At 46.8% G+C, this 14,722-nt stretch carries 11 protein-coding genes; 6 read left to right on the top strand and 5 right to left on the bottom strand.

The window, feature by feature from the left end:
* The first annotated feature begins 6 nt into the window (after nt 1–6).
* The 6 genes from ICV32_RS07545 (at nt 7) to ICV32_RS07520 (ending at nt 6,606) form a co-directional block, all read left to right on the top strand.
* Entirely contained in the window at nt 7–1,809 is a 1,803-nt protein-coding gene (locus ICV32_RS07545) for a hypothetical protein (RefSeq protein ID WP_215369711.1), read from the top strand.
* Nucleotides 1,802–3,298, top strand: a complete 1,497-nt coding sequence (locus ICV32_RS07540) for a hypothetical protein (RefSeq protein ID WP_215369710.1) — start codon at nt 1,802–1,804, stop codon at nt 3,296–3,298. The genes ICV32_RS07545 and ICV32_RS07540 overlap by 8 nt, the downstream gene beginning before the upstream one ends.
* On the top strand, nt 3,295–4,044 hold the full coding sequence (gene flgA / locus ICV32_RS07535) for a flagellar basal body P-ring formation chaperone FlgA (protein ID WP_215369708.1): 750 nt from the start codon (nt 3,295–3,297) through the stop codon (nt 4,042–4,044). The genes ICV32_RS07540 and flgA overlap by 4 nt, the downstream gene beginning before the upstream one ends.
* A gap of 24 nt (nt 4,045–4,068) precedes the next feature.
* Nucleotides 4,069–4,401: a flagellar biosynthesis anti-sigma factor FlgM gene (gene flgM / locus ICV32_RS07530; RefSeq protein ID WP_215369706.1), complete on the top strand. Its 333-nt coding sequence runs from the start codon at nt 4,069–4,071 to the stop codon at nt 4,399–4,401.
* Nucleotides 4,402–4,482: 81 nt separating this feature from the next.
* On the top strand, nt 4,483–4,875 hold the full coding sequence (locus ICV32_RS07525) for a hypothetical protein (RefSeq protein WP_215369704.1): 393 nt from the start codon (nt 4,483–4,485) through the stop codon (nt 4,873–4,875).
* A 15-nt stretch (nt 4,876–4,890) separates the two neighbouring features.
* Nucleotides 4,891–6,606, top strand: coding sequence for a tetratricopeptide repeat protein (locus ICV32_RS07520; RefSeq protein WP_215369702.1), 1,716 nt, complete (start codon nt 4,891–4,893; stop codon nt 6,604–6,606).
* Here ICV32_RS07520 and ICV32_RS07515 read toward each other — a convergent pair.
* The 5 genes from ICV32_RS07515 to ICV32_RS07495 form a co-directional block, all read right to left on the bottom strand.
* Nucleotides 6,598–7,302 (bottom strand): FliA/WhiG family RNA polymerase sigma factor, encoded by a 705-nt coding sequence (locus ICV32_RS07515; RefSeq protein WP_215369700.1) that lies wholly within the window; start codon nt 7,300–7,302, stop codon nt 6,598–6,600. The genes ICV32_RS07520 and ICV32_RS07515 overlap by 9 nt on opposite strands.
* 49 nt (nt 7,303–7,351) lie before the next feature.
* Nucleotides 7,352–8,170 (bottom strand): hypothetical protein, encoded by an 819-nt coding sequence (locus ICV32_RS07510; protein WP_215369698.1) that lies wholly within the window; start codon nt 8,168–8,170, stop codon nt 7,352–7,354.
* Nucleotides 8,170–9,684, bottom strand: a complete 1,515-nt coding sequence (gene flhF, locus ICV32_RS07505; RefSeq protein WP_215369696.1) for a flagellar biosynthesis protein FlhF — start codon at nt 9,682–9,684, stop codon at nt 8,170–8,172. Before flhF ends, ICV32_RS07510 begins: the two co-directional genes overlap by 1 nt.
* Before the next feature lie 23 nt (nt 9,685–9,707).
* A complete protein-coding gene (gene flhA, locus ICV32_RS07500; protein WP_215369694.1) occupies nt 9,708–11,798 on the bottom strand; it encodes a flagellar biosynthesis protein FlhA in 2,091 nt (696 codons plus the stop codon).
* A gap of 271 nt (nt 11,799–12,069) precedes the next feature.
* The gene (locus tag ICV32_RS07495) at nt 12,070–14,685 is read right to left on the bottom strand and encodes a flagellin (protein ID WP_215369692.1); all 2,616 of its coding nucleotides are present in this window, start codon (nt 14,683–14,685) and stop codon (nt 12,070–12,072) included.
* Nucleotides 14,686–14,722: the final 37 nt, after the last annotated feature.

The following is a 14,722-nucleotide window of genomic DNA, read 5'->3' as shown; positions in this document are numbered from 1 at the left end:
AGTGAAATGGAAAATGCCAATACCCAGGACAAACCCAATCTCGATGAGGGTGTAAAGGACGCGGTCTTTGTTGCCCCCAAAGCTTCGGGCTCATGGTCCGTTCTTAGCTATGTCCTGTTAATTTTGTCGGTCCTCACGGGGATGGCTGCTTTTCTTGCAGAGCGCCATTGGGTTAATGAAGACCGTTATGCCAACGCAATCTCAGCAGAACAAGCAATTGCGGTGAAATTGCCGTTTGTATTAAAGGATCTTGCTGATCAAATCAATCGACCCCATCCGTTTGAAACCGCTTGGTTTGCCAGCCTTAAGAAATCCAACAAAGACCTTAAACAGTTTTTGGATCAAGTGCAGATTGTGAGTAAGCCGAAAGAGGCTGCCAAAGACCCAGAGGCTCCCATTGAGCCAAAACCAAGCTCATTTTTTGGCGCTCTCGATGGTTTAGCCCACTCCATTTTTTCTGCGTTGGATGAGTCGGTCAAGCCATCGGTTAAAGAGCCGGTGGTCACAGTACCCGATCCTCAAGCCATCCCGGTTCTTAAGAATGCGAGCGATGTGATTGCGGTTGCTGCGATCGTCGATACCGCAGTGACGACGCTCACCAATCAAGAGCTTGAGCTCAACAACATTAAAGTGCTGGCCCAAGCCTTAGCGCCGTTTATGGCTCCTGCTGGCATCCTCGACCTCACAAAAACCCCTGAGGATTCGCCGCTCTATAAGATGGCCGTGAGTGCCGATGCCTTTATCAAAGCCAGTAAAGCGTGGCAGATTAACGTCACTGACGTTACTAGCCTCACCGAACTGAATAAAAGTTTTGCCGAGACCATTGATCAGCGCAATTTGTTGGATGCTAGTGTACAAAAGCCAGCGCCTGGTGCCAAACCAAATCCCAAGGTCATTGAACTGACGACTAAATTAAGGGCAAGTTTGTGGCAGACCAAGGCTCAGCCTACACTGCGCGCCTTGCAAGAGTTCAATAAGCAATTGATTGCGATTCGTACTGCCACCGCAGATCCACGCAGCATTCGGTTGGCCGCTCAAAAGAGTGGCTTGCAACCCACGGCGCTCGAGGACAACTACGGCAACTTGCCATCGATTTTGCTCCTCATTAGCGTACTGTCATCCCTCTTGGCACTCATTAGCGCTGCCGTAGTGAGCCGTTTAAGCAAGACCCTGGTGTATACCGATCGCACTCCAAAATCATCGATCGCGCAACGGTGGACCAAAAATCAATCGGACCGGAAGGCCGAGCGTATTTCCACGAAGCAGCAGATTGCGTTTAAGGATGACCTCCATAAAGAATTGGATCGCCTCAGTGAACAATTTCATGCGGTTAATGAACTCGGAATTAAACTGCGCCAATCGATCACCATGCTGAGTCGGCAAGCTGGTGAAGTGGGCCATCCACCAGAACTTGAAAATGATTCATCTGCGATTGAGGTCATTGCGGTACCCGAGCAAATCCAAGAAGCCTTTGATGCACTCAAGCAACAAGGTATTCGTCTATACCTCGCGATTTTAGATAACCATTCTGGCAAACAACTGGCCGCCGAAACCGAAAAATTGAATGGCTTAATTGAGGAAGTGGAGTCGACCGTCACCCAGTCTGAGGGCTTGGTCAAGCAGTTGTATGACGAGCTGGATTTACGGATGCGCAAATCACAGGCTGCGATTTCAAGTTCGGGTTCCTTGCAAATCTTTGAGCAGGATGCAAACCGGGTGATCGTTGCGTTTGATGAGTGGAAAGCCGAGCTGGAGCAATTGGGCGAAGCGGTATCGTCACTGAAGAAGTGGGTTGATCACCATGGCTGAAGAGCGCCCACTGTTTCTGGTTGACATTGATCGAGCCTTAGAAGGCTTGGTCATTGCGCAATCGCAAGAACTGGGTAATTTTGATAGCCTCATCATGCATTGCGTTGATTTAGCCAATGCCCTAGATGGCGCGCGGATGGTTGAGCTTTCTAACTTTGCAACCGAGCTTAGTCAGCAACTCAAAGATCATCGCCCGAGTAATGCCCAAAATGAGGCCGAGAGTAAAAGTAGTAAAGAGCTCGTGCTGCTCGTGCACGATCTTGTCGAGATTGTGCGAGCTGAAACGGAGAGCGTCTCCGTTTTGGCCGATGAAAATGGTGAGAACACTCACGCTGCGGACCTCACGCACCTGGAGAGTCAAAAAAAGGAGTTCTGGAAGCAGTTGCTGCGTTTTAACAAACAAAGCATTGCCCATTCACTCTCGGAGGTGCATGCAAGCCTAAGCCATGCGCACGCTGCGGTGGATTCCTTTAAACACCGCGCAATTTCGCAAAGCAGTGTGGTTGATCCGATCATTGACTACCCAACCCAAAGTGACATTATTAATAAGCGTCTGGATCAAACCATTCAAGACCTTGATGCCATTTTTAAACCCTTTTTAAATCCGATGACCAGTGCAAGTGATGGAATCGCTACCCTTGACACTGCATTGACTATCCCAGTAGCCGCCACGGAGATCAACGATATGAGTTCGCTTGATAAATCAATCGCTACGAACTTTATTGATCAAAATAGCCAATACAGCTTTAATCGTCGCGCCGCCCTAAATCGATTGCAAGCTGTTCGGATGATTGCGCAAAAGGCTAAAGGCTGGAGCCGCAGTGAAAGCGATCATTTATTGTCTGACCAGCAAGATGACATCGTGCGGGTTGGGCAGCAATCCCTAAAAAAACGGTTTGAGGGATTGAGCGATGAGCTTTTGATTGATGAGGTCTATGCCGATCCCGATATTGCCCAAACGCTTGTGACCTGCTTAAGTATCTTGCCCCCATGCCCGAGTATTTTTGCTGTGGAGCAGGGCTCCATGATTTTTGTGGATCTGGATGCCATCGTTCCCACCGAAGACCAGGTGGTTGCGATTGGCGGTTTGCTTGCTTCGATTGCGGGCAGTATTGAGGTCATGGAGCAAGGGATTCGGATGAGTTGCCCCTCAAGTTTGATTCGGATGCCGATTGTAAACATGGTGCGTCATCACGAGCTCTATGCCATTCCCGCTGTTCAATACCTCTCCTCAGATCGCATCCTCGAGTCCGAGAAAACGGTTTGGGATCAACTCGGCTCGATTGAGGAACCGAAGATTCAGTTAAAGCTGCGAGTGGGTAATCAACTGTACGAGCTTTATGCCCACGAGTTTATTGGGATGCAGACCATGAACATCCACCTCGAGATCCCCAGTTCCATTTCGAAGCCGGCGTGGCTTGGCGGGATTGCACTCGATGGCGATAGCCAAGCCCATTATTGGGTAGCGATTGATCGCTTCACACGATGAATCGTCTGCGTGCGCTATTGCTTTGCCTAGGGCTTGCCCTTTTTGGAACCCAGGCGGCTGACGCGCAAACCCAAGCCCAAGCCCAATCCAACCCCCCCACCAATCTTGCCCAGCAAGTTCCAGGCATTCCTCTTGAGGTGCAAAACAACATTCGGCGCTTTATCCAAAAAAGCCCGACGGTGGCTGGTTTTCGGACCGAAGTGGACTTTTTGGAGCCCTCCATGGTGCTCCCAGCCTGTCCCGGAGGAACGATTGAGGTCTTATCGGCCCCCAATATGCGTCTTTGGGGGCGCAGCGTGGTGCAGGCCCGTTGCCTAAAAGCGGCCTGGTTATTCAATATCCCGGTGATGATCCGGGTGTACGGGGATTATGTGGTCTCGACCCGCTATTTACAGGCCGGAAGCCGCTTATCGGCCTCGGACATGCGCATTACCAATGGTGATCTCACCGGGGTGCCCGATGACGTACTGCGCAGCCCCAGGGAGGCGGACGACCGGGTCTTGACCCGCCCCATCCAGATGGGGATGCCAATTGGGCTAAACGATTTACGGGAAACTGCCGTAATCAAAGTAGGGGATCCGGTCACCATTTTGCTAAAAGGCCGGGATTTCCAGGTTACCGGGACCGGAACCGCCCAAACGCAAGGCATGATGAACGAAATGGTGCGGGTTCGGTTAAACGATGGCCAGGTATTGCAGGGTAAGGTGATACGGCCCGGGGTTGTAGAAATGACCCTAGACCGTTAAAGTAGGGACTTATAAGGGAAAACGATGAAGATTAACGACAGTACACCACTCATTCCGTCGGGCAAAGAGCCAGGCCGGGTGGATGTTGCTCAAAAATCGCCCCCTGGTATCCAAAATCCCAATGCAAAGGCCGAGGCACTGAAGGGCCCCGCAGTCAGCCTCGATATTAGTCTCACAGCCAAACTGGCTGAGATTAAGGAAGAGCTCAAAACCGATAAGGCAACGGACAAAGTCCTCTTGGATAAAATCCGCGCCAAGATCGATGCTGGCGAATTTGAGATCGACTACCAAAAGATTGCCAACGGCATCCTAGGCGATACGATTGCTGCGCTCGGTAGCAAAGTCCGCGCCAAGTAAGTTTCCAAACCCCAAGCAAAACTTGAAGCCATTCATGGCTTAGCGTATGCTATCGCCAACTTCATTGATTCCTTCATCGCTATGACCTTTGCTGAACTCCAGTCGCTCTTAGAACAAATTGCCGCCGCCGTTGCTCGTCTGCGCCAAACACTGGAAACCAACAATATGGATGCATTGCCCGATGCCCTTGAGCAAACCCGGGTTGCGTTGGAGTTAATCAATGGCTATCCCGAGGGACCCGAGAAACTTAAAGCCGATATCAATCAATACCCCGAAGAGCAAAAACAAATCCTGCATCAATTACTCGATCAAGCATCAGTCGATCACCAAATTAATGGCGATTTGATTCGTCTAGCCATGCAACGCAGTGCCGCCATGCAATCCTTCATCGCCCAACAAGCTCCGGGAGCAACCTACGGTAGTGACGGCGAGGTGCCTGGTGCAGTGGGTGGGGTGTTGTCTCGGAAAGCTTAAATAATTAATCAATCAATGAAGAAAAAAAATAATATAAAAATAAAAAAAAATTCTCTAGAAGTAAAAAAGAATTTAGAAAAAGGTTTGCATTATTACAATCTTGAGCGATATCAAGAATCTCAATTATTTTTAGAAAAAGTTCTTGAACTTGACCCTGTAAATTTTGATGCTATTACGATGTCAAGTGTAATTGCATACAAGACAAAAAATTCAGCACTTGCAGCAGAACTTGCACTAATTGGTTTAAATATAAATCCTAATAGTGCAAAACTTCATAATCACTTTAGTTATGTATTGAGAGATTTAAAACTATTCGATAGGGCATTTAAAGAAATTCAGATTGCGATTCAGCTTGAACCAGAAAATCCCAGCCATTACAAATGCAGAGGCTCAATATATCAAGATCAAGAAAAATTTTTAGAGGCAAAGGGTGATTATGAGAGAGCACTCAAACTTAAAAATAATGATGAACTCGTTTTTAATAACTTAGGCGTGGTGTTGGCGGAGTTAAAGGACTACAACAAAGCTATTGAAAATTATGAAAAAGCTATAAATTTAAAGAGTGATTATGCAACAGCTTATTCAAATTTATCCTTGGTTTATCAGAAATTACATCAATATGAAAAAGCCAAAGAGTTGATCAGTAAAGCAATTTCGATTGACCCAAAGAAAGATATTTTCTATACCAATCAGTCTGCAATTTTGAGCGACAACAACGAATTAGAAGAAGCTCTAAAAAGTCTAAAAATTTCAACTGAATTAAATCCAGATAATCACGATTCTTTTTATAACATGGGATTAACTTATTTAACCCTAGGTCACTTTTTTGAGGGATGGAAAGGATACGATCATCGATGGCATGTTAAATCATTCAATTCAAAAAGGATTGAATTTGATAAACCAATATTAGATGTAGGTCAAAAAGCAGAGCGTTTGTTGATTTATGGCGAACAAGGGATTGGAGATCAAATTTTGTACTCTTCGTTATTGCCGCTCATTGAAAATATAGCAAACAGAACTATTATTCTTGTGGAAAAAAGATTAGTGGAGCTGCTCAATCGCTCTTTTCCAAATATTGAATTTATTAGCGAAATAAATTCAAAAACTATTTTTGATCAGTATTTGGCTCTGGGGTCGTTAGGAAAGTTCTTTATAAATCAGGCTGATGATTTTAATAAGATCGCTAATAAGTTTTTAATTGCTAATGAAGCGTACTCTGAATCATTAAAAAATCAGCTTTGTCTAGAGAAAAAATTATTATGTGGTATTTCATGGAGAAGTAAATCAGGTAAGCATGGAGAAAGTAAAAGTCTCACTCTAGAGGATTTTCTACCATTATTTAATTTGCCAAACATTCAATTTGTTAATCTTCAGTATGGAAATGTTGAGGAAGAGTTGAAGGAGTTTGAACATAGGCATGGCATCAAAATACTGCAGTGTGACTCGGTGGATAATATGCAAGATATTGACGGCCTAGCTTCGTTAGTAGAGGCTTGCGATTTTGTAGTAACGTGTAGTAACACCACCACTCATATTGTTGGTGGACTCGGTAAAGAGTGCTATCTGATGACTCCAAGTAATGCGGGCAGTTTATGGTATTGGGGCAACGTGAAAGATGGTAGAAGCCTTTGGTATCCAAGTATTCAAATATTCAAGCAACCTTCCTTAAATAACTGGGCAGGCGCAATGAATTTAATCGTTGATAAAATCAAACAAAAGTATCTAGTCTGAAGAATTAATCTTCAACTTCGCCCGAATCCGAATCATTCCTTGGGTATGGATTTGGCTAATGCGCCCAGCCGTTAGGTTCATGACCTGCGCAATCTCACGATAGGATAAGTCTTCCTGGTAATGCAGCGCCATTACTAGTCGTTCATTTTCAGGTAAGCCCTCAAGAATCGATGCAATACGATCGGCAAACTGCCGCATCGATGCTGCTTGAAGTGGATCGGAACCCAGATCAGCGGGGAGCATTTCTTCGGAGAGATCATCCAAGGGCATGAGATTGACCATCGTCCCCATCACCTCATGGTATTGATCAAGGCTCATTTCACAAGCATCAGCCACTTCGATCTCGGTGGGATGGCGACCGAGGGTCTGTTCAAGAGAACGCGTAGTTTTTTCAAGTCGGACAAGATCATCGCGTTGGTTGCGCGGCAGGATATCGTTGCGCCGACAAGCATCGTAAATGGCCCCCCGAATTCGGGTACGCGCATAGACCTCAAAGTTCAGATTTGGTTGCGGTTCGTAACGCTTGAGTGCATCGAGTAAACCCGTTAAGCCCTCTTGCACCAAATCATCGATTTCAACATTAGGGGGTAAACGCGAAGCAATCTGATAGGCAATGCGTTTTACCAGCGGTAAATGGGTGGTGATGGCCTCATTGAGGTCAAGCGCCTGATAGGCAGTGGGAGTGCGTGGAGGCATGCCAATACGGTAATAAAAACGGTAGGCCAATAATACGGCAGAAATGAACCTAAGCCATTATTTTTGCGGAAATCGTTTTGAAAAACTCCACGGGCAGAACAAATTCGCTCACGGGGCCAGCGACCGGAACACTGATTTCGTTATCTTCGGGATCCACCACAATGCGACTTGACATAAACGCACGAATCCAACCGGCAAAGTGCAGTGCTTGATGTAAGACCGTTTGCGAAGCCTCGGCTAATTTTTGAAAGGCAGCTTGCCCCTCTTCTTCGGAGGCGCCACCAATGATTAATACCGGATAACTTTCATCGGTCTGAAACACGCACATCTCGCGCACCATGGCTAAGGCTCGACTCAGGGATTCGTGATCGGGCGAGCTCACCACAAAACGTTTAATTTGATGACCATAGTAGGACAAGATGGTGGCATTTGGATCGGTGGTGGGTACCAAGATGTAATCGATGCTTAAGCCCGCTTGCAAAAGTCGCTCATCCAAGGTTGGCAACTTAATTTGCCGACGGGCGTGCAGCGCTCGAATCTTCGCTGCCGTGGCATACCAAAAGTGATCCTCAATATTACGAACTACTTTTAAGAGATGAACAGCGTTACTCAAGGCTTGGGCCAGATCGTAGCGAGTGGGGTATAAAAAACCAGCCATGGTGCGTCGCTCGGATAAGCCAAACTCATCAAGCAGCAAAGTCTTATGACCCCCATTTTTCAGGGCATGCGCAGTGCCATGCCCCAAATGAATCGTCGTATCGACATCAAGGGCGCTGGCTAAGCAAACCACACAACTGGATTCAGCGCCAAAGATGGAGCGCAGGCCCTCGGCTTGATCAACGCCTGATTGTGTAACGCTCTCAGTCATTAGGAGGTTTTGATCCAATCACCCAAGTTATTGGAGAAGATGGCTGGGATTTGATCGTCGCTGTAAGACAGATCTTCAGAGAATGCCCGTGCTTGAACGGCGCGATGACTTAAGTAATCAAGATCAGGCAAGCTCAAATCTTCGGGTACGCGCTGACCATTGGAAATAAATAAGAGCGGCATGTCGTGCCGAATAATGCTATCGACCACGGGTGCCACGTGGGCCGCTTCATCAATCTTGGTAATGACCGCCGCATCAATCTTGCCAGCCCCATTCTTTTGAGCTGCTTGGTTGTGTAGCTTAATCACTTCTTCTTGGGTTCTTAAATCGGTTGTCGAGCTCATCACCAAGATCCGCGACGCATTTTGTGAGCCATCTTGCAAGGTCTTGGATTGCTCAAGCATCAGGGTGTCGCGCTGACTAACGCCGGCGGTATCGAGTAAAACAATCTTGCGGCCTGAGAGTTCTTTAAGTTTGGTTGAGAGGTCTTCGCCGTCACGCAAAGAGGTCACGGTAAGTCCCAAGATCTTGGCAAATACTTTTAACTGCTCTTGGGCGCCGATACGATAGGTATCGGTCGTTAAGAGGGTGACTTGATTGCGTCCATAGCGCAACACGCAACGCGCTGCAATCTTAGCTACCGTGGTGGTCTTACCCACCCCAGTGGGTCCAATGAATGCAAATACGCCACCTTTATCAAAGGTCGCAAAGGCGTCGACGGTTTTGATCATGCCCTTAATCTGATCGCGCACATTGTGTAAGAGGGTGGGGAGATCCGAAGTCTCTGGAAGTTGCCGGGTAATATCCGCGCACAACTGAGGGGAGAAGCCGGTATTGAGTAAATGCTTGATAACTTCAGTAAGGTGGGCTTTCTCTTGCTGCAAATTACCCCAAAAATTACCAGCCACCCGCGATTGCAATAAGTTCTTCACCTCGCCAATCTCGGAGAGGAGTTTCTCAACGCGCGGTGAGTTGGCAAGCTCGGCAATGGTTTTTGGGTTTGGACTAACTTCAGCAGCACCATTGCGATGGCTGCCATTGAGTGATTTGGGCGTAACTGGCGCTTCCTCCGAACCCTCGCCTACAAATTTAGCCTCACTGGCAGGGATGCGCTGCGAGGACTCAAAAAAAGCCGGCTTAAAACTATCCCCCGAGCTCATGTTGGCTGAAGAAGGGGAGATTCTAGGGAACTCTACGCGTTTGAAGCCTGCGTTGTTACTGGGATCGGCTGTGGCGAAGGTGCTGGGCTTGGGTATATTGCGAGCCGCACTTAATTTAGCTGGTTGGGCAAAGCTTGGGGCAATCTCCACTTCGGGGTCGAGATCGCGGGGGCGACCGCCCGATCCGGATCCTCCGGAGGAGAGCTTGGCCAAATCTTGGGGGGTGATGGCCACAATTTCAACGCCATTGACGGTGTCGCTTGTCGACAAAATCATGGCATCGGCACCCATCTCGAGGCGAACCTTTTTTAAGGCTTCTGCAGTGTTTGAGGCGGTGAATTTTTGGGGACCCATATGTACTCCGTTATACAGGGATTTTAGTTGGTTTGGCCTGCCTGACTACATATTACTCGGTAAAAGCTCAGATTCGCGCTGGGGGGGAGTTCGCCCAGTGCCAGGACGATGGCTTGCGGGCAAACCCGCTTGGCAATCTTGGCAAAGGTCATGCGGGTACGGGTGCCACTCACAATCACTGGCGGTAAATTATTGGCTTCCATTTCTTGCACGCCCTTAATTACTTCCTCTCCAAAAAGACGGGCCAAGGAGGGCTCAATCACACCATCCGGAGCGATTGCACCAGCGCCAATCGATTGCTCAATGAGGCGTTCAAATTCCGGCTGAATCCCCAAGACCTGGTAGTTGGGGCCTTCACCTAAAGTCTCTTGCACGATGGTGCGGCGCAGGGCATAGCGAATGAAGGGCATGACATCGATGGGGTTGGACAACTTATCAGGGTGCTCGCTCGCAACCTCGATGATGGTGCGCAAATCTTTAATGGGGACGTTCTCATCCAGGAGCATTTGCAAAATCCGCTGGAGGGTGGCCACACTCACCACCTTTGGAATCACATCCTCAACCAATTTGGGGTAGCTCAACTTAAAGTGATCCAACAAATCCTGGGTCTCTTGGCGACCGAGTAATTCGCTTGCGTGTTGGCGGATTAAATGATCTAAGTGCGTTGCTAGTACCACCGCAGGCTCGACCACGGTGCAACCTTTGGTTATCGCATCATCGCGTTGGGAGCGCTCAATCCATACCGCGGGCATCCCAAAGGTTGGATCTTTCACAGCAATGCCATTAATGACTTCGGCACCACTCGGTTGAATTGCTAAGAGGCGATCGGGTAAGCATTGGCCGCGACCAATCTCGGCTCCATAAAGCAAGACGCGATAGTTCTCAGCGGGCAGTTGCAAGTTATCCCGAATATGCACCGACGGAATTAAGAACCCAACCTCGGTTACGAACTTGCGACGAATCGCTTTGATGCGTTTAATGAGATCGCTCTCATCACCCCGATCAACTAGCGGTATTAAGCGATAGGCCAACTCCAAGCACAGAGGCTCAACGATGGGCACATCTTTCCATTCCAACTCTTCACGAACCGGTGCGGCGCGCGCCGCCACCGCAGCCTCCTCTTCGCGCTTGACAGTTCTTTGGTGCGCTAAATAAGACAAGCCCCCAAACAGAACGGCAAAGGTAATAAAGATAAAGTGGGGCATCCCAGGAATCACACCCAAGACCCCAAAAACTCCAGCGACTACCGCTAGGGCATTGCTATTGGCCTGGAACTGCTTGGATACCTGGCCCGAGAAATCATCTTCGGTTGCAACGCGGGTCACCAAAATACCAGCAGCCGTGGAAATGATGAGCGCCGGAATTTGTGCTACTAGACCATCACCGATGGTCAGCGCTCCATAGGTGGCGAGCGCTTTGCTAAATGACATGTCGTGTTGGAGTACGCCAACCAATAAACCGCCGACTAAGTTGATGACCAAAATCATGATCCCGGCAATGGCATCGCCGCGCACAAATTTGGACGCACCATCCATGGAGCCAAAGAAGTCGGCTTCTTGCGCAACTTCAGCGCGCCGCGCCTTCGCTTCACTTTGCTGAATGATGCCGGCATTTAAATCCGCATCAATTGCCATCTGCTTACCGGGCATTGAGTCCAAGGCAAAGCGGGCTGAGACTTCAGCGACACGTCCTGAGCCTTTGGTGATCACCACAAAGTTAATGATGGTGATCACAATAAAGATCACGATACCGACCGCAAAGTTACCGCTAATTAAGAACACCCCAAACGCCTCAATCACCTTACCCGCTGCATCGGTGCCTTGATAGCCTTCGGAAAGCACCACCCGGGTGGAAGCCACATTGAGAGAAAGTCGTAAGAGGGTGGTGAGCAATAAAACCGTGGGAAACGCCACAAAATCCTTAAAGGATTTGATATTGATGGCAGTAAATAAAACGATGATCGATAAGGCGATGTTGAAGGTAAAGAGCACATCGAGCATCACGGCTGGTAATGGCACCAGCATCATGATTAAAACGAGTAAAACAAGGACAGGTATAGCGCCCTGGGCAGATGGACTAGGTAGTTTGGCTGTTTCTATACCTAAGATATTCATAAATGATAGGTATTAACCCTTAAATTACGCAAATAAGACCCCTCAAAAAACAAAAAAAGTACTAAATCTGCCAATAAATGCAAAATTTGCCCTAAATATACCCATATGAGGAAAAAATGTAAACAATTTAGGCAATATTTGCCGATAAGATACCGATTTTCTTAGGGAAATTGCTAAGGAAAAGCCTTCCTAGGTTAGGAAGTCCTCAGTCTTAAAGCCAATTAATAGATGACTTACCATCTCCCGTCATCTTAAAAACGTCTACAGCAAATTATTTCAACTTAATGTCGTCCCAAAGCCGCATTAACACCTTAATGGGGTTCACTAATGAATTCGCCTCTTTGACCATCCGAGTGGAAACCTCGAGGTGGGCTTGTTTTTGAATGAAGCGAGCTGATTCTGCTGCAACATCAGTATCGACTAAATCCGATTTGGATTTCTCGGTATTGATGCTTTGGGAGCGTAGGTTGGTGTTAATGAAGTCAACCCGATTCATTTGGGCGCCAACAATACCGCGCTCATAGGATAAATAATCAAGCGCTTTATAAGCTTGGTCTTGCAGATAATCAAATGCAGCATTCCATTCGGAGCGCGAATTACTTGAAGTAAAACTACTCATTTCAACAATCTTTCGATCGACCGCCACTAAGTTGGAATTGTTACGTGGAAGGGCGGGCTGTGGATCACCAACGACAATCGTGGCAGACGCGGAGCCATCCCAGGGTTGACGACCCGGTGTCAAATTAATTTGTAGACCCGTGGTCACATCCGTGAAGACGTTTATGTCATATGTGATCGAACGAGCAGCCCCACCATTAAACGAAATGCTCAACTTTGCATCCCGAGCAGGATCAATGCCAATAACCGAATTAAGTAAGTAGGTGTTGGATGTAAAAGTTTGATCCCATAGCGTTCTATCATAAGGATAGGTTGAGGTATCGCGCTCATAGGAGGAATTGAGTGGCTGATCACGTGTTCCGAGGTTAACAATGTAATTTGGATTTGGAATTGTGTTGCCAAATCCATCGGTAATCGTTACGCGATGATCTGCTGTAGGGTCATAACGCGCGTCGTAATCGTAAGTGTAGTTTTTATCCCAATGGGTAGCATACCAATTGGATGTTGCTAGTGGAGCTGGAGGTTGATTAACATAGACATTAATATATTTTGGACTTGTTGGATCATAACGAGGATCGTAAGTTTCGGTTGCAAATGGATAGCTAGGTGTGGGACCTAATTCTCGATTAATTAATATTCCATTTACAGTAGAAATTCCATCATTGTAAGTTGGCAGAGATGAATATGAACCTGCGCTCAATTGTAGGTAGTCATAATTATTTCCCTCATACCCTCCAAAACTCACGGCAGAAGTTTGAATTGCTGAGTTAATATTTGAGGGATCAACAGCACCGCTTTGATAATTTGGAAAGCTTGTAGTCAACTTGCCATCTGCAGCTAGGCTCACATTTCCATAAATCTTAGTTGTGGTTGGATAAGTATCGATACCAACTGCAAGATTAAGGTTTGAAAATGATACGGCGTTGGCTTCGCCTAAAGCCCCACCATTAATCTTGACCGAATAGTCCCCCGTGGTCCGTTGATAGAGACGTGCAGAAATATTTTGGTCATTTAAGCTATTAATCCAATTTGTAAATGTATCGATTGAAACGAGCTCTGAATCGGAAACAATTGGGTTGTTAGAGTATGTGGAATTTAACCCAGCCCTTAACCCAATGCCGCTCGCTTTGTCATACGAATTACTTCCAACCCTTAAGGAAAAATTAGAATTTATTCCAATACTATTGTTAACGGTAAGCGAGCCCGATGCGCCTGTATTTGTAAATCCAACAAGCTCAAACTCTGTCGCCGCTGCTGTCTGGGTAGTTGAAATTACATAAGTACCCTTTGCAGTGGCCGGCGAGGGCAAAACTTGTATGATGCTCGAGTTAGTGTTACTGATCCCGTTTTGATTCATGGAAGCCGGATCAAGTTCAATATCGGGTCTGGCAATCGTTGTGAGGTTAATTGGCCGAAATGAAATCAATTCATTATTATTGATACCGACCCCAAAGTTCAATTTGATTAACTCATCAACAATAATAGGTTTGAAAATATTGCTAAGTTTCTGAGCAATCTCTTCCCCGCTATCTGTTAAATTGTTTACGTTATTGGGTTTCGTTCGGCTTCGAAGGGTAATGGAAATGCCAAACTCACTAAAGTTAAGCGATTGATCAAAATTCGTATCCTTTGCACCAGTTGGCGTAGCAACAGCTAAGGTTTGGGTCCCAAGGGTATTATCGTTGTAATCGGTTTTAGTCATTGTTAGACTGGCACCAGTATTTGAAAACTTATAAACCCCTGGACGAGCACCGGACACATCGATAACCGATGCATAAGTATCATCTAGGGTTCCCACGTTAGTCACATTAGCCTGAAGCCCAGAATTACTGTTTAGAACCCCATAATTTGTGAGTAGGCCGTGACCATTCATTTGGGTTCGATCAATCACATTATTGATTTCTTGGTTTAGGGACGACAACTCCGAAACGATATTAATTTTCTGGTTACTACTAAGACCATCATTGCGACCCTGAATAGCTAATTGCCCTATCCGCAAAAACATACTCTGAAGAGAAGCGATGCCAGTATCAGCAATTTGCATCAAATTAGTCGCATCATTTAAATTTTTGACGGATTGATTCATTGTTTGAATCTGGTTAACCATATTCTGGGAAATGGCCAATGACGCAGCATCATCCTGAGCCCTATTTACTCTTTTCCCAGTCGATAGGTGAACAATCGTTTCAGTCAGAGCCTTTTGCGCCTCTATTAGATTTTGCTGAGCCGTAAGAGAATTAGTGGCGTTTGTACTGTTAATCGTGGACATTTGGGAAAAAATTTAATCTAAGTATTAGTTTTACGGC

This window comes from Polynucleobacter sp. MWH-UH24A, from assembly GCF_018687475.1.
Lineage (GTDB): Bacteria > Pseudomonadota > Gammaproteobacteria > Burkholderiales > Burkholderiaceae > Polynucleobacter.
This window is presented reverse-complemented; position numbering and strand designations above follow the sequence as displayed.

Bases quoted from the DNA above. Each gene is read 5' to 3' on its own strand.
- ICV32_RS07545 (WP_215369711.1), top strand. From the start codon at position 7: ATGGAAAATGCCAATACCCAGGACAAACCCAATCTCGATGAGGGTGTA.
- ICV32_RS07540 (WP_215369710.1), top strand. From the start codon at position 1,802: ATGGCTGAAGAGCGCCCACTGTTTCTGGTTGACATTGATCGAGCCTTA.
- flgA (WP_215369708.1), top strand. From the start codon at position 3,295: ATGAATCGTCTGCGTGCGCTATTGCTTTGCCTAGGGCTTGCCCTTTTT.
- flgM (WP_215369706.1), top strand. From the start codon at position 4,069: ATGAAGATTAACGACAGTACACCACTCATTCCGTCGGGCAAAGAGCCA.
- ICV32_RS07525 (WP_215369704.1), top strand. From the start codon at position 4,483: ATGACCTTTGCTGAACTCCAGTCGCTCTTAGAACAAATTGCCGCCGCC.
- ICV32_RS07520 (WP_215369702.1), top strand. From the start codon at position 4,891: ATGAAGAAAAAAAATAATATAAAAATAAAAAAAAATTCTCTAGAAGTA.
- ICV32_RS07515 (WP_215369700.1), bottom strand. From the start codon at position 7,302: ATGCCTCCACGCACTCCCACTGCCTATCAGGCGCTTGACCTCAATGAG.
- ICV32_RS07510 (WP_215369698.1), bottom strand. From the start codon at position 8,170: ATGACTGAGAGCGTTACACAATCAGGCGTTGATCAAGCCGAGGGCCTG.
- flhF (WP_215369696.1), bottom strand. From the start codon at position 9,684: ATGGGTCCCCAAAAATTCACCGCCTCAAACACTGCAGAAGCCTTAAAA.
- flhA (WP_215369694.1), bottom strand. From the start codon at position 11,798: ATGAATATCTTAGGTATAGAAACAGCCAAACTACCTAGTCCATCTGCC.
- ICV32_RS07495 (WP_215369692.1), bottom strand. From the start codon at position 14,685: ATGTCCACGATTAACAGTACAAACGCCACTAATTCTCTTACGGCTCAG.